Annotated in this window: 18 protein-coding genes; 9 read left to right on the forward strand and 9 right to left on the reverse strand. The window is 68.6% G+C overall.

Annotated features, from left to right (window positions below):
• Positions 1-69: 69 nt before the first annotated feature.
• The 8 genes from ABZ796_RS22430 to ABZ796_RS22465 all read left to right on the forward strand — a co-directional run bounded on the left by ABZ796_RS22430 (position 70) and on the right by ABZ796_RS22465 (position 10097).
• Positions 70-216 carry a hypothetical protein gene (locus tag ABZ796_RS22430; RefSeq protein ID WP_357339908.1) on the forward strand — a complete coding sequence of 49 codons (147 nt, stop codon included), beginning with the start codon at positions 70-72 and terminating at the stop codon, positions 214-216.
• 57 nt (positions 217-273) lie between these two features.
• Positions 274-1344 (forward strand): CoA ester lyase, encoded by a 1071-nt coding sequence (locus ABZ796_RS22435; RefSeq protein ID WP_357339909.1) that lies wholly within the window; start codon positions 274-276, stop codon positions 1342-1344.
• Position 1345: 1 nt separating this feature from the next.
• Positions 1346-2224 carry a CoA ester lyase gene (locus tag ABZ796_RS22440; protein ID WP_357339910.1) on the forward strand — a complete coding sequence of 293 codons (879 nt, stop codon included), beginning with the start codon at positions 1346-1348 and terminating at the stop codon, positions 2222-2224.
• Between the two features lie 245 nt (positions 2225-2469).
• Positions 2470-3453, forward strand: coding sequence for a hypothetical protein (locus ABZ796_RS22445; RefSeq protein ID WP_357339911.1), 984 nt, complete (start codon positions 2470-2472; stop codon positions 3451-3453).
• A 262-nt stretch (positions 3454-3715) separates the two neighbouring features.
• On the forward strand, positions 3716-4999 hold the full coding sequence (locus ABZ796_RS22450; RefSeq protein ID WP_357339912.1) for a choice-of-anchor P family protein: 1284 nt from the start codon (positions 3716-3718) through the stop codon (positions 4997-4999).
• Positions 5000-5182: 183 nt separating this feature from the next.
• Positions 5183-8539, forward strand: a complete 3357-nt coding sequence (locus tag ABZ796_RS22455) for a (Fe-S)-binding protein (protein ID WP_357339914.1) — start codon at positions 5183-5185, stop codon at positions 8537-8539.
• Between the two features lie 140 nt (positions 8540-8679).
• Positions 8680-9261: a toxin-antitoxin system HicB family antitoxin gene (locus ABZ796_RS22460; RefSeq protein ID WP_357339916.1), complete on the forward strand. Its 582-nt coding sequence runs from the start codon at positions 8680-8682 to the stop codon at positions 9259-9261.
• Positions 9262-9335: 74 nt separating this feature from the next.
• Complete coding sequence (locus tag ABZ796_RS22465) at positions 9336-10097, forward strand: DUF4097 family beta strand repeat-containing protein (RefSeq protein WP_357339917.1); 762 nt, start codon at positions 9336-9338, stop codon at positions 10095-10097.
• Between the two features lie 13 nt (positions 10098-10110).
• Here ABZ796_RS22465 and ABZ796_RS22470 read toward each other — a convergent pair whose 3' ends face one another.
• From ABZ796_RS22470 to dcd, 9 genes are all read right to left on the reverse strand, one after another.
• Positions 10111-10392 carry a hypothetical protein gene (locus ABZ796_RS22470; protein ID WP_357339918.1) on the reverse strand — a complete coding sequence of 94 codons (282 nt, stop codon included), beginning with the start codon at positions 10390-10392 and terminating at the stop codon, positions 10111-10113.
• A gap of 10 nt (positions 10393-10402) precedes the next feature.
• Positions 10403-12133: a sodium:solute symporter family protein gene (locus ABZ796_RS22475; RefSeq protein ID WP_357339958.1), complete on the reverse strand. Its 1731-nt coding sequence runs from the start codon at positions 12131-12133 to the stop codon at positions 10403-10405.
• A gap of 83 nt (positions 12134-12216) precedes the next feature.
• Positions 12217-13125: a siderophore-interacting protein gene (locus tag ABZ796_RS22480; protein ID WP_357339919.1), complete on the reverse strand. Its 909-nt coding sequence runs from the start codon at positions 13123-13125 to the stop codon at positions 12217-12219.
• A 1-nt stretch (position 13126) separates the two neighbouring features.
• Complete coding sequence (locus tag ABZ796_RS22485) at positions 13127-13942, reverse strand: ABC transporter ATP-binding protein (RefSeq protein WP_357339920.1); 816 nt, start codon at positions 13940-13942, stop codon at positions 13127-13129.
• A 16-nt stretch (positions 13943-13958) separates the two neighbouring features.
• Complete coding sequence (locus tag ABZ796_RS22490) at positions 13959-14987, reverse strand: iron chelate uptake ABC transporter family permease subunit (protein ID WP_357339921.1); 1029 nt, start codon at positions 14985-14987, stop codon at positions 13959-13961.
• Positions 14984-16015, reverse strand: a complete 1032-nt coding sequence (locus ABZ796_RS22495; RefSeq protein WP_357339922.1) for an iron ABC transporter permease — start codon at positions 16013-16015, stop codon at positions 14984-14986. Before ABZ796_RS22495 ends, ABZ796_RS22490 begins: the two co-directional genes overlap by 4 nt.
• The gene (locus tag ABZ796_RS22500; RefSeq protein ID WP_357339923.1) at positions 16012-17043 is read right to left on the reverse strand and encodes an iron-siderophore ABC transporter substrate-binding protein; all 1032 of its coding nucleotides are present in this window, start codon (positions 17041-17043) and stop codon (positions 16012-16014) included. Before ABZ796_RS22500 ends, ABZ796_RS22495 begins: the two co-directional genes overlap by 4 nt.
• A 105-nt stretch (positions 17044-17148) precedes the next feature.
• A complete protein-coding gene (locus tag ABZ796_RS22505) occupies positions 17149-17751 on the reverse strand; it encodes a DNA-3-methyladenine glycosylase I (protein ID WP_357339924.1) in 603 nt (200 codons plus the stop codon).
• Between the two features lie 35 nt (positions 17752-17786).
• Positions 17787-18362, reverse strand: a complete 576-nt coding sequence (dcd, locus tag ABZ796_RS22510) for a dCTP deaminase (protein ID WP_141794788.1) — start codon at positions 18360-18362, stop codon at positions 17787-17789.
• 142 nt (positions 18363-18504) lie between these two features.
• On the opposite strand from dcd, the gene ABZ796_RS22515 reads away from it, so the two are divergent.
• Positions 18505-19296 (forward strand): SGNH/GDSL hydrolase family protein, encoded by a 792-nt coding sequence (locus tag ABZ796_RS22515; protein ID WP_357339925.1) that lies wholly within the window; start codon positions 18505-18507, stop codon positions 19294-19296.
• Positions 19297-19313: the final 17 nt, after the last annotated feature.

Consider the following 19313-nt stretch of genomic DNA (forward strand, 5'->3'; position numbering starts at 1 on the left):
GCAAGAATCTATCACTCTTAGTCAATCCTGCCACTCCTCCGAAGCGCTCCACGCGAGCACGCTGGACCCATGACCAACAACAGGAAGACCACCAGCAAGGCCCACACCACCGTCCGTACCACCGTCCGCTCCGTCCTCGCCGGCTTCGACGCCGGCGCTCGGATCCGTCACGGGGCCCAGGTCCCGAAGGATCATCCCTCCCGCCGCCGGTCGTGATCGTTACAAGCCGAGACACCTACCGGCCGGTAACCACCGGCCGTTAGGGTGACCGGCATGAGTCACAAGAGCCCCAAGGACTTCTTCGCGCCGTTGGCGGTGGGCGCTCCCGCACCGCTGCGGGAGATCCCGGCACGGCCGAGTCGCGCGATCCACTTCTTCGACCCGTCGAACCCGAAGATGGCGGCCAAGGTGCCTGCCATGGTCGGCACCGTCGACGTTCTCCTCGGCAACCTGGAGGACGCCATCAAGGCCGACAACAAGGTCGCCGCACGCGAAGGCCTGGTGAAGATCGCCTCCGAGACGGACTTCGGCAAGACGCAGCTGTGGACCCGGATCAACTCGCTCGACTCCCCGTGGGTGCTCGACGACTTGGTCACCCTGGTCACCGAGATCGGCGACAAGCTCGATGTCGTGATGGTGCCGAAGGTGCAGGGCCCCGAGGACATCCACTACGTGGATCGGCTGCTCGCGCAGCTCGAGGCCAAGGGCGGCGTACAGAAGCCGATTCTCATCCACGCCATCCTCGAGACCGCGCGCGGCGTGGCCAACGTCGAGGAGATCGCGCTCGCCTCCCCGCGCATGCAGGGCATCTCGCTGGGACCCGCGGACCTCGCGGCCGACCGCAAGATGAAGACCACCCGCGTCGGCGGCGGCCACCCGGGCTACCTGGTCCGCCAGGACCCGGTGGACGGTGACATCCACGGCAACCGCACGGTCTTCCAGCAGGACCTGTGGCACTACACGATCGCGAAGATGGTCGACGCCTGCGCCGCCGCGGGGATCTACCCCTACTACGGCCCGTTCGGCGACATCACCGACGTGGTCGCGGCCGAGGACCAGTTCCGCAACGCGTTCCTGCTCGGCTGCGTCGGCACCTGGAGCCTGCACCCCAAGCAGATCGAGATCGCCAACCGCGTCTTCTCCCCCAGCGTCGAGGACATCAAGCACGCCCGTCGCGTGGTCGCCGCCATGGGCGACGGCACCGGCGCCGTCATGCTCGACGGCAAGATGGAGGACGACGCCAGCCTGAAGCAGTGCCTGGTCCTCGTCGACCTGGCCGAGGAGCTGGCCGCCATCGACCCGAAGCTCAAGGAGCTCTACGACACCATCGAGATCGAGGACTGAGATGACTGACGCAACCCCAGAGATCAAGCACAGCCGACCCCTGCGCTCGGTCCTCTACATGCCGAGCTCCAACACCCGCGCCCTCGAGAAGGCCAAGACGATCACCGCCGACGCGCTGATCCTCGACCTCGAGGACGCCGTCGCTCCCGACGCCAAGCCGGAGGCCCGCGAGAACGCGGCCGCCGCCGTGACCTCGGGCGAGTACGGCAACAAGTACCTCACCATCCGCATCAACGGCACCGACACCGAGTGGCACGCCGACGACCTGGCCGCCGCCGCCAAGGCCGGCCCCGACGCGATCGTCGTCCCCAAGGTCAACAGCCCCCAGCAGGTGCTCGATCTCGTGGCGGCCTTCGAGAAGGCCGGCGTCCCGGAGCAGACCAAGCTCTGGGCGATGATCGAGAGCCCGTACGCCATCCTGCACGCCGAGGAGATCGCCTCCGCCTCCGAGCGGCTGACGGTGCTCGTCCTGGGCACCAACGACCTGGTCAAGGAGCTGTACGTCGACCACGTACCCGCGCGCGCCAACCTGGTCACCAGCCTCCAGCTGGCCGTGCTCGCCGCGCGCGCGAGCGGCAAGATCATCCTCGACGGCGTCTACAACAACGTCAAGGACGCCGACGGCTACGCGGCCGAGGTCGAGCAGGGCCGGATCTTCGGGTTCGACGGCAAGACCCTGATCCACCCGGCCCAGGTCGAGGGCGCCAACGCCGGCTTCGCGCCCAGCGAGCAGGCGGTGGCCGACGCCCGAGGCCTGATCGAGACCTGGGAGGCGAGCGACGGCGGCGTCGTGACCTACAACGGCAAGATGGTGGAGAACCTCCACGTCGAGTCCGCGCGGCGCACACTGAGCATCGCCGAGGCCATCGCGGCGTTGTAATCCACAGGAAGATATACCCCCTGGCGTATCTTCTTCGTTACTTCGTCAGCGCATTCGGGCTTGTCAGTAACTTTTTTCTGAGAAGAAGGTGACAAGTAGTCGAGATTCTGGTTCCGTACGTGCTGCGCGACACAACCGACACGCGCTCAGGAGACAGCGTTCAGATGACTGAAGCGAATCGTCGGCCCGCGACGGGGGACCACTCGAACGTCCCGCCCACGCCGGCTCGACACCACGCCCCACAGATGCGCACCAAGAACGAGACCACGGCCGACCCCCTCGAGATCGCCAACCGCGCTCTCGAGGGGTTGTCACCGGCGACCGAGTCGTGGTTCAACACCCCGAGGACGACCGCCGAGCAGGCGCGACCTCGCCACACGCCGTACACGCCGCATCCGCAGCCGCAGCCGCAGCCGCAGCCCAGCACGGCGCTCGTCCCGCGACACCCCGACGCCGGCTACCGTCCGCCGCCGCGGCCCGTCCACCAGCGCCCGATGCCTCCGCACGCGCAGCTGCCGCAGTACGCCTACCAGCCGAGCCCCTACACGGCGCACCAGCCGCACCCGGCAGGGCCCGTGACGTTCGCCAACCCGGCGATGCCGTCGTACGCCGCCGCGCAGGTACCGACCCGGCACGGCCCCATCCTGGTGGGCCCGGCCCCGAAGAGCCACGCCCGCAACAAGAAGGCCGTGCTGCTACCGCTCGCCGCGATGGCGATCGCCTCGGCCGGCATCGGCGCCTTCGCCCAGACCAACGTCGCCCCGGACGTCGAGACCCAGCAGGTCAAGGCGCATGCCGGCCAGTACGACGCCGTACCAGTGGTCGACATCGCCGAGCAGAAGGTCATCGACGCCCCCGGCGTGATCACGCCGGAGAAGGCGTCTCCGTTCTCCCCTTCGGCCCCAGGCACCACCTCCGGAGGGAAGCACTCCAACGGCAACTACGACGCCCCACCCACCGCCGAGGCCTATGGCGGCGCTCACTCCTCCAGCGGGACGATCTCCGCTCCGGTCGAGGGCGACACCTTGTCGCACAAGGAACCGGCTCCCGCTCCCGAACCGGCTCCCGAGCCGACGCCGGAGCCCGAGCCTGCTCCCGAGCCCGCACCCGCGCCGACCCCCGGGCCGACCGAGCCGTCGCTGGGCAAGAATGTGGTCGCCCCGGTGCTCGATACGGTGACGAGCGTCGTCGACGGTCTCACCGGAATTCAGCTCGACCTGACCCCCTGATCGACTACTGACCCACAACGGGCCGTGACCTCTCCGAGGTCACGGCCCGTTTGCGCATGCCCGGGTGGGTTACTCATGACAAGGACGGGCCATATAGAAATAGGACCTCCGTCCCGATAACTTCCGTGGTTTTCTCTCGTTTGAGCGATGTGCCACCCCTTAACTCGGGAGCGCGCCAGGTTCCCCCGGATCTGGCAGGTGGCACGACCCCGTTGCGGGGATCTTGGGGGATCCCCACCGCAGAATCGGAGTCCAACCAACAATGCGAAGCATCCGTACGCTCGCGCTGTCCGCAGCCGCTGCCGCCGTCGTCGGCGCAGTTCTGGTTGTGCCGGCGCCCTCACAGGCCGCACTGACGAACACCTCGTTCGGGCTGTTCGCCAGCGGCTTCGGCACCCGCGTGACCGGTGGAAACATCCCGGCCAACTCGGGAGACCTCGGATACCAGACCATCGGGTGCACCCGTAAGGCTGGCTACGACGTCAACAACAACACCGCCGGCGCCAAGGTGCCCGGTGTCGGCACGATCGGCGCGACCACGACCAAGCAGCGCACGGTCAAGTCCGGCGCGACGGTCAAGTCCATCTCGGAGCACAAGATCGCCGACGTGGTGCTCGACAAGAGCCCGCTGGGCAAGGTCACCGTCGAGGGTCTCAGCTCGGTCTCGCAGGCCTGGTGGGACGGCAAGGCCTACAAGGCCGACTCGAAGGCCAAGATCGCTCACGTCGTCCTGGACCCGGCCGGTCCCGGCCAGAAGATCGACCTTCCGATCCCCGGCCGTGACAAGCCGCTCGTCATCCCGGGCATTGCCACCATCGGTCTGGGCAACACCGTCGAGAAGACCAACGCCGACGGCGCCGAGGCTTACGCCAACGGCATCTGGATCAAGCTCCACGGCACCGACTCCGAGGTCATCGTCGGTCGCTCGCGCGCCGAGATCAACGGTCAGGCCTACTCCGCGACCTTCCGTGGCTTCTCCAACGGCGTCGACGCCTCCGCGCTCGGTGGTGTCGCCAAGGTCGGCAAGAACCCGCTGACCAACGCCTCCTGCGCCGGCACCAAGGGCAAGCTGAAGACCAAGTCCATCGCCGGCGTTCCGCTGGGCGAGGCCGGCAGCGTCGTCGACGTCAAGGGCCTGACCAGCGGTCAGCGTTCGAACCAGACCAAGACCACCGCCGAGGGCTACACCTTCGCCGAGGTCGCCGGCGTCAACATCGGCGACGGTGCGATCCGCATCGAGGCCATCCGCGCCCAGGCGAACGCCAAGTTCGTCAAGGGCAAGGGCGCCTCGACGTCCACCTCGGGCACCAAGTTCGGCGACATCTTCATCAACGACAAGAAGGTCTCCCTCGCCCAGCTCGGGTCGGCGCTCTCCCGCGTCGACATCCCCGGCCTGGCCAAGATCGAGACCAACGTCGTCGTCGAGCGCAGCAAGAACCTGATCGAGGTCGTCGCCCTGCGGCTGACGCTCCTCGACGCCACCGAGGGCACCAAGACCGTTGTCAACATCGGTCACGCCAAGTTCAAGGTGAACTCGAACGCGTGAGGCCTTGATCCACTGAGGCTGTCCTAAGAAACGGCCCGCGTCCTGACCAGGTCGCGGGCCGTTTCTTCATTCTGAAGTTACTCACGGGTAGTATCAACCCACCCTTGCGCAACCGAACCGACCACAAGCACTAGGCTCGGTTGCATTCCGGCAGTCCTGCCCGCTGATGAGGAGCGCCTAGGCATGTTGCAGATCATCACCATCGTCGTGTGCCTCGCGACAACGGTCGCCGCCGTCTATCTGACGACGAAGGCGGTCAGGTCCATGCTCGCGGTCATCAGGATCGGCACGCCGATCAGCCGCGTCGACCAGCCGCTGGCCCGCACCCTGACGATGCTGAAAGAGACCGTCCTCCACACGCGGATGTTGCAGTGGACCTGGGTCGGCATCCTGCACTGGTTCGCCTTCGCGGCGTTCATCGTGCTCTCGACCGCCGTCGGCTCGGCGTACTTCCAGCTCTTCTCCGCAGACTGGACGATCCCCTTCATCGGGAAGTTCTTCCTCTACGAGTGGGTGGCCGAGGGTCTGGGCCTGCTGGGCGCCCTGGGCATCATCCCGCTGATCATCTACCGGCTGCTGCACCAGCCGAAGAAGCTCGGCCGCGGGACACGGTTCTACGGCTCGGTCATGTGGCAGGCGTTCTTCGTCGAGGCGATGGTGCTGCTGGAGTCGATCGCGATCTTGTTCATCCGCGGCGCGGAGTACAACCTGGCCCTGGCCCACGGCGGCGAGCACGCCGAGCACGCCACCGGCTTCCACTTCCCGATCTCGCAGTTCTTCGGTGGCCTCTACCCGACCGGCCACGACGCCATCGGGTCGCTGGAGAACATCATCTACCTCATCGCGGCCTTCAAGATCCTCTCCGCGCTGATCTGGCTCATGGTGATCTCGTCCAACCTGACGATGGGTGTCGCCTGGCACCGCTTCACCGCCTGGTTCAACATCTGGTTCAAGCGCGAGCCGGGGTCGCGTACGTCTGCTGCTGACGGCGCCCGCCCGCTCGGCACCGCGCTCGGCGCGATCAAGCCGATGCTCATCGACGGCAAGCCGGTCACCCTCGAGGACGTCGAGGAGGACCGGATCCCCGAGGACGCCATCCTCGGTGTCGGCTCGATCCAGGACTTCTCCTGGAAGGGCATCCTCGACTTCACCACCTGCACCGAGTGTGGACGCTGCCAGTCGCAGTGCCCCGCCTGGAACACCGAGAAGCCGCTCTCTCCGAAGCTGCTGATGATGGGCCTGCGTGAGCACGCGTACGCCGCGGCCGCAGACGGCGACCTCAAGGAGAAGCCCCTCATCGGCAAGGCCGACGGCGCCCCGGCGGGTGCCGAGGGCAACGCCGAGGTGCTCGACTGGTTCTACAACCCCGAGGACGGCGGCTTCGTCATCGACGAGGACGTGCTCTGGTCCTGCACCTCCTGCGGTGCCTGCGTCCAGCAGTGCCCCGTCGACATCGAGCACGTCGACCACATCATGGACATGCGCCGCTACCAGGTGCTCGTCGAGTCCAACTTCCCCTCCGAGCTCAACGGCCTCTTCAAGGGCCTCGAGGGCAAGGGCAACCCCTGGAACATGAACGCCAACGCGCGCATGGACTGGGCCAAGGACCTGCCCTTCGACGTCAAGGAGGTCGGCAAGGACATCGAGTCGCTCGAAGAGGTCGACTGGCTGTTCTGGGTCGGCTGTGCCGGCGCCTACGAGGACCGGGCCAAGAAGACCACCCGCGCCGTGGCCGAGCTGCTCGACATGGCCGGGGTCTCCTTCGGCGTACTCGGCAACGGCGAGACCTGCACCGGTGACTCCGCCCGTCGCGCCGGCAACGAGTTCGTCTTCCAGGGCCTGGCTCAGCAGAACGTCGAGACGTTCAAGGAGTTCAAGGTCAAGAAGGCCGTCACCACCTGTGCTCACTGCTTCAACACGTTGAAGAACGAGTACAAGGAGTTCGGCATCGAGCTCGAGGTCGTCCACCACACCCAGCTGCTCAACCGTCTCGTACGCGAGGGCAAGCTGACCCCGGTCGCCGACGGCGCGGGCGCCCACACGCGTTCGATCACCTACCACGACCCGTGCTACATCGGTCGCCACAACGGCGTCTACGAGCCGCCGCGCGAGCTGCTGCAGATCATGCCGGGGGCAGAGTACAAGGAGATGCCCCGCAACTCCGAGCGCTCCTTCTGCTGTGGCGCCGGCGGCGCCCGGATGTGGATGGAGGAGAAGATCGGGTCGCGGATCAACGAGAACCGCACCGACGAGGCCGTCGCCACCGGTGCCGACCAGATCGCCGTCGGCTGCCCGTTCTGCCGCGTCATGCTCTCCGACGGCCTGACCAAGGCCCAGGCCAACGGCGCCGCACGCGAAGAGGTCGAGGTGCTCGACGTCGCGCAGATGCTGCTCGCATCCGTGAAGGGCGAGCAGGCGACCAAGCTGGCCCCGGGCGAGGGTGCGAAGGTCGGTGCCGCCGCCAAGGCCGCTCCGGCCGTCGAGGAGGCCGCCCCCACCGCTGCAGCGGGCACGTCACTCTTCGACTCGGCCCCCGAGACCACCGAGACCACCGAGACCGAGAAGGCTCCTGCCGACGCGTCCTCGCTCTTCGACACCCCCGCCCCGGCCGAGCCGGCCACCGGAGGTACGTCGGGCGGCGGGTCGCTCTTCGACACCCCGGCTCCGGCCGCCGAGCCGGAGAAGCCGGCCTCCGGAGGGTCGCTCTTCGACACGCCTGCGGAGGTGCCCGCCGAAGAGACCCCGGCGTCGGGTGGCTCGCTGTTCGACGTGCCGGCCGACAAGCCGGCTGAGGAGCCTGCTGCGGATCTCGGGACCGGTGGGTCGCTCTTCGACGTACCCGCCCAGGAGGCAGAGCCTGCTGCCGCGCCCGAGGCAAAGGCTGCTCCGGCGCCCGCCGAGGAGCCTGCTGTCGACCTCGGTGGGGGCGGCTCGCTCTTCGACATCGCGGCCACACCCGCCGAGGAGGCCGCACCGGCACCCGCCGCCGAGCCCGAGGCACCCGCCCCGGCTCCGGCACCGGCTGCCGAAGAGTCGAGCATCGACCTCAGTGCTGGTGGTTCGCTCTTCGACATCCCGGCCAGCGAGCCCGAGGCGACAACGGCCAAGGCCGCCGAGCCTGCGGCTCCGGTCGAGGCGGTCACGGAGGCCCCGGCCGAGCCCGCTGCGCCCGCGCCTGCCGCACCTGCGGCCGGTTCGGGAACGATCTCGGAGCCGAAGACCGACGTCGACTTCGACAGCCTCGGCTCACTCTTCGACATCGAGGCCCCGGAGGGCGCGGTCGCGGCGGCAGCTCCGGCGGCTCCTGCCGCTCCTGCGGCCGAGGCCGCCCCGGCAGCCATGGTCGACGAAGCACCTACCGCACCTGCAGAGGAAGCGGCGGTCGAGGATGAGATCCCGGCCGAGCCGGAGCCCGAGCCGAAGCCCGAGAAGGCCGCCGCCGCGCCGGAGCCGAAGCCGGCACCGGCCGTCAGCGGAGAGGCGCACGCGCCGCGTACCGACGTCGACATCCACGAGGCAGGGTCGCTCTTCGACCTCTGACCCCCGCGGTCCGCAGCACCAGCCGATGACACCTTGTGAGCGATTCACAAGGTGTCATCGTCATTTAGGTCGAGAGCTTGACGTCACGTGATGTCAGATTGGGGTTGTAATGACGTCATTGTGATGTCATAGTGGTGCACATGGACATCACGCCGTACATCGACAGCCTGCGACGGGACCTGCTGGCCGCGGCCGACGCATCCGGGCCGGAGGCGCGGGAGACCGCGGAACGGCTCACCTACGCGCTCGACCCGGCCGCTCGGCTGGCGGTGATGGAGGCGGTGAGCCAGGCGGCCGCGGAGATCACGGCGGAGCTGCCGACTGGCAACGTGGACGTACGTCTGCGTGGGCGCGACCTGGAGTTCGGAGTGACGCTTCCGGAGCTCGCCGAGCCGGTCCCCCCGACGCCGCCGGCACCCCCGACTCCGCCCGCTCCCCCGGTCCCGCCGGAGCCGGAGGGCGACGACACCCTCGCCCGGGTCACGTTGCGCATCCCGGAGTCGCTCAAGGCGAAGGCCGAGGAGGCGGCGGCCGACGCCGGCCAGTCGCTCAACACCTGGCTCGTCGGCGCGGTCCGTGCGGCGACCCGCGAGAGCGCGGTCAACGTCGACGTCGACCTCTCCGCCATCCCCCACATCGTCAGCGAGGCGATGAGCAGCCTCGATCCGTTCCATGGGAACAACCGCGGCAGGTCCGACCGCCGGATGACCGGCTGGCTCTGACCTGACCTCACGAGCAGCAACGGACGGCCGCCCGGCCGGTCCGGTAGATCACCACACCCTTCAGGAGCAGCACCATGAGCACGTACACCTTCATGTCCACCGCCCCCGCCAAGCTGTTCGTCGAGTTCGGCAAGGGCAACCTCGAGGTCCAGGCGACCGACACGGACGAGACGGTCGTCGAGGTCGACGGCGACGATGCCGAGAGTCTCGTCGTCGAGCAGAGCGGCGACACCATCAACATCGTCGACCCGCACAAGGGTCCGTTCAGCCGCTCGAGACGCTACGACATCAGCGTGACGGTCCCGGCCCGCAGCCAGCTCCGTGTCCGCACCGGAAGCGCCGACATCGCCACCCAGGGCGTCCTTCGGGCAGCGTGGCTCCAGACCGGGTCGGGCGACGTACGGATCGACCGGGTCACCGAGGAGTTCCAGGTCGAGTCCGGCTCGGGGGACGTCGAGGCCGACACCCTCGACGGTCGTGCCTCGATCAAGTCCGGGTCCGGCGACATCCGGATCGGCACGGTCCACGACCTGCAGACCAAGACCGGCTCCGGCAGCGTGGAGATCGACGAGGTCGAGGGCGACGTGAGCCACTCGACCGGCGCCGGCGACTTCGCGATCCACTCGGTCGGCGCGGGCCGGATCTCGGTGAAGGGGGCCTCCTCCGACGTACGCATCGGGATCCCGAACGGCACCCCGGTGTGGACCGACGTCAACACGGTGACCGGCCGGTGCACCAGCACTGTCCAGAGCGCTGGCGCACCGGCCGCGGGTGAGCCCTACGTCGAGCTCCGCACCACCACCGTGAGTGGTGACATCACCCTCATCGGGCTCTGAGCCCGGGAGGGGCCTACTTCTCCTTGCTGAGGTGAGGAGCGTCCGGCACGACCGGCCGGAGCACGCCCCAGGCGATGAAAGCGCCCCCGACGACGAGCAGGACGATGCCGGCCCAGAGGTTGGCGTTGGGCCCGCCGGTCTTGTCGACCTCGGGGTCGCCGAACAGGCCCATCAGCAGCAGGATGAGGCCGTAGACCGCGAGCAGGGACCCGATCACGTTGCGGATGTCGAAGAGCGACAGCAGCGTGCCGAGCAGCCCCTTGTCGGTCTTGGCCGGGTTCGATTCGCTAGGCATCTCAGTCTCCTCAGAAGATCGCGTTCAGGATGGTGACCAGGACCAGCGCGAGGCCGGCAAGGGGCACCGGGCGCTGCCACCACGGGCGGCCGGCGTCCTCCGGGTCCACCAGGTCCTCCCTCGGTGTCTCGGAATAGACCAGACCCTTCAGAGAGCCTTCCGGCTTCGGCGCGGTCACCAGCGAGACGATCACGCTGACGATGATGTCGACGCCGAAGGCCACCCCAGCAGCTACGAACGACGCGCCCTGGCCGGACAGCGGCAGGACGCCGACGGAGAGTCCGCCGAGCGTGCCGTCGGCGAGGATGCCGACGCCCACCGCCGCCAAGGTGCCGGAGACGAGACCCGCCCAACCGGCGGTCGCGGTCATCCGCTTCCAGAACATACCCAGGATGAACGTCGCGAACAGCGGAGCGTTGAAGAACCCGAACAGGGTCTGCAGGTAGTCCATGATGTTGGAGAAGCTGGAGGCCAGGACGGCGGTGAAGATCGCGATGGCCGTCGCCGCGACGGTCGCCCAACGGCCGAGCTTCACGTAGAAGTCGTCGGGGCGGTCCTTGATGATGTACTCCTGGACGATGTCGAAGGACACCACCGTGTTGAAGGCGGAGACGTTGGCCGCCATACCGGCCATGAACGCCGCCAGCAGACCCGTGATCGCCAGCCCGAGCAGACCGTTGGGCAGCACCTCTGCCATCAGATAGAGCAGCGAGTCGTTGTAGGTCACTCCCTCACCCGAGGCACCGCCTGCGATCGATTCCCCCGCCTTCGTCTGTGCGATCTCGGTGACCAGGACGGCCGCGATCATGCCGGGGAGAATGGTGATGAACGGGATGAACATCTTCGGGTACGCACCGATGATCGGCGTCTTGCGGGCCGCGCTGATCGAGTCGGCGGCCATCGCCCGCTGGACCTCGACGAAGTTGGTCGTCCAGTAGCCGAAGGAGAGCACGAAGCCGAGACCGAACACGATGCCGACGACCGAGAGGAAGTCGGACGAGAAGCCGGTCAGGGCGGTGCCGGGCCAGGAGTTGAGCTGGTCGGCGGCGGGCGCGATGGTGTCGGGGTTGGCGGCCGCGGCCTTCTCGATCTTCGAGGTCAGACCGTCCCAGCCGCCCACCCGGTGGAGGCCCAGGATGGTCAGTGGCAGCAGTCCGGCGACGATCACGAAGAACTGCAGCACCTCGTTGTAGATCGCGGCCTTCAGTCCACCGAGGGTGATGTAGGACAGCACGATCACGGCGGCCACGATCAGCGCCACCCACAGCGGCCAGCCGAGCAGCGCGTGCACGATGGAGCCGAGCAGGTAGAGGTTGATGCCGGCGATGAGCAGCTGCGCCACCGCGAACGAGAGCGCGTTGACCAGATGGGCACCGGTGCCGAAACGGCGCTTCATGAACTCGGGGACCGAGCGCACGTTCGAGCCGTAGTAGAAGGGCATCATCACGACGCCCAGGAACAGCATGGCCGGGATGGCACCGATCCAGAAGTAATGGACGGTGGGGAGCCCGACCTGCGCTCCCGTTGCCGACATCCCCATGATCTCGACGGCGCCGAGGTTTGCTGAGATGAATGCGAGTCCGGTGACCCACGCGGGCAGGGACCTACCCGAGAGGAAGAAGTCGACCGAGCTCGACATGCCACGGCTGGCCAGGAAGCCGATGCCGAGAACGAACGCGAAGTAGATCGCGATCAGGAGATAGTCGACCGCGTTGGCCTGGATCAGGGTGTCCGCGGCCAGGATGCTTGCTTGCATTCCGAGACCCTTCTATTTGATTGGGCGCATCAAACTTAACCACGCGGACGCCCCGAAAAAGCGCCGGGTCACCCCTTCATCGACACGCCTTCTCGCCAGTAGCCCATGAAGGCGACCTGCTTGCGCGGCATCTCGAGCTCGTTGACCAGATGGCGGCGCAGTGCGGTGACCATCCGGGACTCCCCGGCGATCCAGGCATAGCGCCCGTCCTCGCCTCCGTCGGCTCCGTTCGCGGCGACCGCCTCGCCGGAGGAGGAGTAGACGGGCGTCTCCCACAGGTCGGGGTCCTCGACCTCGACCGAGGTCACGTCCTCGGGGGTCGCCGTGAAGCCGAGCAGACCGCCGACGGCGGCCAGGGACGGACCGCCCACGGGCCCACCGTCACGCGGCAGCCAGCTGACCTGCAGCCCTTCAGGCGCAGACACATCCTGTACGTCACCAGCGACCGGCACCTCCAGGAAGGCCGATCCGGTGGCGTCCGCCGGCAGCGCCTCGAGAATCGAGACGATCGCCGGGACGGCCGTCTCGTCACCGACCAGAAGCAGCCGGGTCGCCTCACCGGGAAGCCACTCGATCCCACCGTAGGGCTCGCCGAGCTTGGGCCCGGCGACCAGGATCTCGTCGCCCGGCTCGGCCACGCCCGCCCAGTCGGAGCCGGGGCCGTGGGCGCCGGGGTGCAGCACGAAGTCGACGTACAGGCGCTTCTCGATGCCGTCGCCCTCGATCGAACGGATCGTGTAGGTGCGCATCCGGGGGCGCTCCTCCTCGGGGAGGGCGAGCCATTCGGTGTACCAGTCCTCGGCCGTCAGCTCGGGCAGCACGCCCGGGGTGGCCGGGAAGAGGAGCTTGATGCGCTGGTCGAGGGTCGGCCCGTCGTTGCCGAAGTCGGCCAGGTCCTCGCCGACCAGCTCGATCCGGGCGAAGGACGGGGAGAGGCGTTCGACGGAGCGCACCGAGACGCGGGCGAGGATGGGCATGTCAGGCTCCTTGTGCGTGGGGGTGAGCGGAGGGCCGGTGGTGACGTCCGATGGGGACGACCAGCGGTGTGCCCGAGACGGGGTCCGAGATGATCTGCGCCTCCAGACCGAAGACCTCTTCGACGCGGTCGGCGGTGACCACCTCGGCGGGCTTGCCGGTGGCGGCGATCTTGCCGCCGCTCATCGCGATCAGGTGGTCGGCGTAGCGCGCAGCCAGGTTGAGGTCGTGGAGCACCATCACGACGGTGGTTCCTCGCGACGAGCGGAGCCCGTGGAGCAGGTCGAGGAGGTCGATCTGATGGGCGACGTCGAGGAACGTGGTCGGCTCGTCGAGGAGCAGCAGATCGGTCTGCTGGGCGAGCGCCATCGCCACCCAGACCCGCTGCCGCTGACCACCGGAGAGCTCGTCCACGATCCGGTCGGCCAGGTCGAGCGTGTTGGTCAGCTCGAGCGCCTCGGCGACGGCGGCGTCGTCCGCGGGCGACCAGCGCTGCAGCGCGCCACGGTGGGGCTGGCGACCGCGGCCGACGAGGTCGACGACCGTGATCCCCTCGGGCGCGATCGGCGACTGAGGCATCAGCCCGAGCGTCTTGGCCACCGCCCGGGTGGGCTGCTTGTGGACCGCCTTGCCGTCCAGGACGACCTGCCCCGAGATGGGCCGGAGCAGCCGCGCCATCCCGCGCAGCAGGGTCGACTTCCCGCAGCCGTTGGCGCCGACGATCACGGTGGTCAGGCCGTCGGGGATCTCCAGGGAGACCTCGTCGACGATGGGGTCGGCGCCGTAGCCGAGGCTCACGCTCTCCGCAGCGAGTCTCATCTGGGCCTCTTTCATGTCATCGCCTTCCAGCCCGCCCGCTGGCGAGCAACCACAACAGGAACGGCGCCCCGAACGCACCGGTGACGACACCGACCGGGAGGTTGGTGTCGGGGAATCCATAGGCCGCGACATAGTCGGCCCCGACCATCACGACGGCGCCGACCAGCGCGGCACCGAGGATCGTCGTACGCCCGCCGTTGAGGACCCGGGCGATCGGCCCGGCGACGAACGCGACGAACGCGACCGGGCCGGTCGCGGCGACCGCCAGCGCGCACAGCAGCACGGCGAGGAGGAGCAGCAGGTCGGCGTAGCGGTGGGTGACGCCGAGTGCGTTGGCGACGTCCGGACCGAGCTCGAGCACGCGCTGCGACTTCACGGTCCAGGCCACCAGCGGGAGCAGGATCACCAAGGCGACGAGCAGGATCCGGATCGTCGGCCAGGAGGCCGAGTTGAGGCTACCGGTCATCCAGCGCAGCGCGAGCTGGGCGTCGTACTCGTTCGCGCGGGTGAAGAGGTACTGGATCACCGCGACCAGGCCCGCGGCTGCGGTGACGCCGACGAGCACCAGGCGGTAGCCACCGTCGCTGCCGGCCACCAGCCGGATCAGGACGGCGGTGAGCACCGCACCGATGATCCCGGCGAGCGAGAGCGCCGAGCCGTTCAGCGAGAGGACGACGATGGCGAAGACAGCCGACGCGCTCGCCCCGAGCGAGATGCCGAGCATGTCGGGGCTGGCGAGCGGGTTGCGCAGGGTCGACTGGAAGATCGCGCCGGCGGCACCGAAGGCGACTCCGGCCAGCACACCCAGAACCGCTCGAGGCAGCTTCGACTCCATCAGGATGAAGGTCGTGCCGGGGATCTCCTCGCCGCCCAGGATCCGGAAGAAGTCCGGCAGGGTGATGATGTAGTCGCCGGCGAGCACGCGGAGCACGAACAGCCCGAACAGCGCCGCGCCCAGGCCACCGGCCACCAGGACGAGCCGCCGCTGCGGGATGCGCCGGGCTCTGCGTACGACCCCTGTGGGGTTGATCGACTGAACGGTCATAGGCCAGCCATCCGTCCGCGGCGCAGGAAGAAGACGAAGACGGGTACGCCGACGACGGCTGCCATCACACCGACCTGGATCTCCGAGGGCGGCCAGACGACCCGGCCGACGACGTCCGCCAGGAGGGTGAGGGCGGCGCCGAAGCCCGCCGAGAGAGGGAGGACCCGGGTGTAGGCCGAGCCGACCATGACCCGGACCATGTGGGGGACGATCAGGCCGACGAAGCCGATCGGTCCGCACAGCGCGGTGGCGGTGCCGGTGAGGAGCACGACGCCGAGACCGATGACGGCACGGTCGATGCCGGTGCGCCGTCCGAGCCCGCGGGCGAGGTCGTCGCCGAGGGCGAGCGTGTCGAGGGTGCGGGCGCCGGCCAGGGTCAGCACCGCGCCGACGGCCAGGAAGGGCAGGCCGGTCAGGACGATGTCCCAGCCGCGGCCACCGATGGTGCCGACCTGCCACAGCCGGATCACGTCGAAGGTCGCCTTGTCGGTGAGCAGGACGGCGGTGGTCCACGAGGTGACCCCGGCGGCGAGCGCGGCACCGGCGAGGACGAGCTTGGCCGGGGTCGCGCCACCCGACCCGAAGGAGGCGACCGTGTGCACGAGAACCGCGGCGATCGCGGCCCCGGCGAAGCCGAACCAGAGGTAGGCGTTGAGCGAGCCGATGCCGAAGACCGAGACCGCCAGCACCATCGCGAACGTGGCGCCGGAGTTGAGCCCGAGAAGTCCCGGGTCGGCCAGCGGGTTGCGGGTCAGGCCCTGCAGGCAGGCGCCCGCGAGCGCCAGCGCGGCACCGGCCATCAACCCGAGGACCGTGCGCGGCATCCGGGTCTCCAGGATGCCCTGGCCGACGCTGCCCTCACGCCACAGATCCAGCGGGGAGACGAGCTTCGCACCGATCAGCATCGAGGCGACGACGGCGACCAGGAGGACGCCGGCGAGCAGGATCACGACCCGCAGCATCGATGACCGGCCCCGGCCGCGCAGATCCGCGGCCGGGGCTCGGTTGAGCGTCGTCGTGAGGGTCACTGACCCTCGAGAGCCTTGACGATGCCCGGGACGAACTCATCGATGGCGTAGGGCACCGACAGCGGCGTCGGGGTGCCCGCGGCGAGCGAGGCGGCGTTGTCGGTCGAGGCCCACATGTGGCCGGCCTTGATCGCGGGGACCTGGCCGATCAGCTTGTCCTTCGCGTACGTCTCGGCGTCGGTGTCCTCCACCGCGTAGGTGAACAGGAAGTCGGACTGGAGCTCGCTGGCCTTCTCGGCGGAGACCTGGGCGAAGAACTCGCCCTTCTTGGTGTTCTCCTCGACGACCGGCGCGTTCTTCATGCCCAGGTCGGAGAGGAAGTCCGGGCGGGCGTCCTCGGTCGTGTAGAACGGGATCTGGGAGAGGTCGGCGGTGGACAGCGCCGCCCAGATGAAGGTCTTGCCCTGGATCTCCGGGGTGTCCTTCTTGGCGTCCTCGTAGAGCTTCTGGGTGTCGGCCTCGACCTCGTCGGCCAGCTCGTTGCGGCCGGTGGCCTGACCGACCATGTCGAGGGAGTCCTCCCACGCGGTCGCCCACGGCTGGTCCGGGTAGGCGACGACCGGCGCGATCTCGGAGAGCTTCTTGTACTCCTCCTCGGTGATGCCCGAGTAGGTCGCCAGGATCAGGTCGGGGGTCTGCTTGGCGACCTCGTCGACCGGGATGGCGTCGGTCTGGTCGAGGATCGCCGGCATGTCGGCGTCGAGCTCCTCGAGCTTCTCGTCGAACCACGGCGTGGTGCCGTCCTCGTCGCCACCCCAGGTGACCTTGGGGATGCTGACGGGCACGACGCCCAGCGAGAGGAGCATGTCGGCGTCGTTGACACCGACGACGGAGATGCGCTTCGGCTCCTCGTCGATCTTGGTCTCGCCGAAGGCGTGCTCGATGGTCACCGGGAAGGCACCCGAGTCGGCCTTCGAGGTGGACTCCTGGCCGGAGTCGGCGGAGTCGGTGGAGCCGGTGCTGCAGGCAGCCAGGCCGGAGACAGCAAGCGCGGTGCTCACTGCGATGAGTACGGGACGACGGATCACGTGGGGACCACCTCGGGTTAGGCAATGCTTAGTTAGGACAGCCTAAACACATTCTGGTTTCCACGGGGTATCGGCCCCCCAGGTTTGGGACAACCCGGCGGACGGTCAGGGCCTGACGAACGCCGCCCGCTCGGCCTCGACCCGATCCCGGATCACGCAGTCGAGCGAGTGGTCGTTGACGATCCCCATCGACTGCATGAACGCGTACATCGTCGTCGGCCCGACGAACTTCCAGCCTCGCTTCTTGAGGTCCTTGGAGAGGCTGATCGAGGCGGCGGAGGTGGCCACCACCTCCGGAACCTTGAGCGGCTCGGGCTCGAACCCCCAGACGTACGCAGCCAGCGACCCGCGCTCCTCGACGAGGTCGACCGCGCGGCGGGCGTTGTTGATCGCCGCCTCGATCTTGCCGCGGTGGCGGATGATCCTCGCGTCCTGCAGGAGGCGCTCGACGTCGCCCTCGTCGAACTCGGCCACCTTGTAGAAGTCGAAGTCGGCGAAGACCTCACGGAACGCGGGCCGCTTGTTGAGGATCGTGCGCCACGACAGCCCGCTCTGGAATCCTTCCAGGCAGATCTTCTCGAAGAGCCGTACGTCACCGCCGGCCGGAAAACCCCACTCGGTGTCGTGGTAGTCCAGGAACTCCGGCGCCCCGCCGGCCCACGCGCAGCGCGTCTGACCATCGGGCGCCAGGAACGGTGTCTCACTCATCCACCCGACCCTAGCGGCGACCACCGACAGCCGACTCAGATCTTGGTGCGGTGGAAGCTCTGGAAGCTGCGCGAGGCGGTCGGGCCGCGCTGGCCCTGGTAGCGGCTGCCGTACTTCTCGCTGCCGTAGGGGTTCTGCGCGGGCGAGGTGAGCCTGAAGAAGCAGTACTGGCCGATCTTCATGCCCGGGTAGAGCTTGATCGGCAGCGTCGCGACGTTGGCCAGCTCGAGGGTCACGTGGCCGGAGAAGCCCGGGTCGACGAAGCCGGCGGTGGCGTGGGTGAGCAGCCCGAGACGCCCCAGCGAGCTCTTGCCCTCCACGCGCGCGGCGATGTCGTCGGGGAGGCTGACCGTCTCGTAGGTCGACCCGAGCACGAACTCGCCCGGGTGCAGGATGAACGGCTCGTCGCCCTCGGTCTCGATCTGCCGGGTGAGCTCGGACTGGTCCACGGCCGGGTCGATCGTGGCGTACTTGTGGTTGTCGAAGACCCGGAAGAACCGGTCCAGGCGTACGTCGACGGACGACGGCTGCAGCATCGACTCGTCCCAGGGGTCGATGACGATCCGTCCGTCGTGGATCTCGGTCAGGATATCCTTGTCGCTCAGCAGCACGAGGCAAACCTAACGCAGCCGGGCGCTGGTCACCGCCCCTGCGTTGCCCCTGGTGGCGTCCCTCGGATCACCCCTACCCCATCCGTCACAGATTCCCCGGCAGAGTCGTACGTCCCGACGCAAACCCGGTTGAATCGGGCGCATGGCACTCGATGCGCTGATCCCCGGCGGCTACCGCCGGTACGTCGCGCTGGGCGACTCCTTCACCGAGGGCGTCGGCGACAGCGATGCGCGGCGCCCGAACGGCGTACGCGGCTGGGCCGACCGGGTCGCCGAGGTGATGGCCGAGCGAACCCCCGAGTTCAGCTACGCCAACCTCGCCGTCCGTGGACGCGGGATCGACCGGATCGTCAAGGAGCAGGTCGGGCCGGCGCTCGAGCTGGAGCCGGACGTGGTGACGATCTACGGCGGGTCGGTCGATCTGATGTGGCCACATGTGAACATCGACGAGCTGCTCGCGACCTACGAGTCGGCGATCGGCGAGCTGACCGAGACCGGCGCGAAGGTGCTGGTCTTCACCGCCTACGGCGCGCGGGCGACGACCGTCGGGCGACTGATGCGCGGGCGGTTCGCGGTCTACAACGAGGCGGTACGCGAGATCGCGCAGCGGCGCGGGGCCACGCTGGTCGACTTCTGGCGGATGACCGAGTACGACGACGCGGGCTACTGGGACGGCCACGGCTTCCTGGGAGCCCCCGGCCACCAGCTGATGGCGATCAAGGTCCTCGACACCCTCGGCGTACGCCACCACCTGCCCACCCCGAAACCGCTGGCCGTGATCGAGGAGCCGGGCCCGAACGGCTTGGCCGGCCCGATCCGCGAGGTCCGGCGGCTGGCCGTCCGGGCACTCCCCTGGGCCGTACGCCGCGTGCTCCGCGGCCCCGCCGGCGACGGGCTGACAGCCCGCTATCCCCGGATGACACGACTTTCCTGAACCGGTTCACACCTGGC

This window comes from Nocardioides sp. NPDC047086 (assembly GCF_040643685.1).
Taxonomy (GTDB): domain Bacteria; phylum Actinomycetota; class Actinomycetes; order Propionibacteriales; family Nocardioidaceae; genus Nocardioides.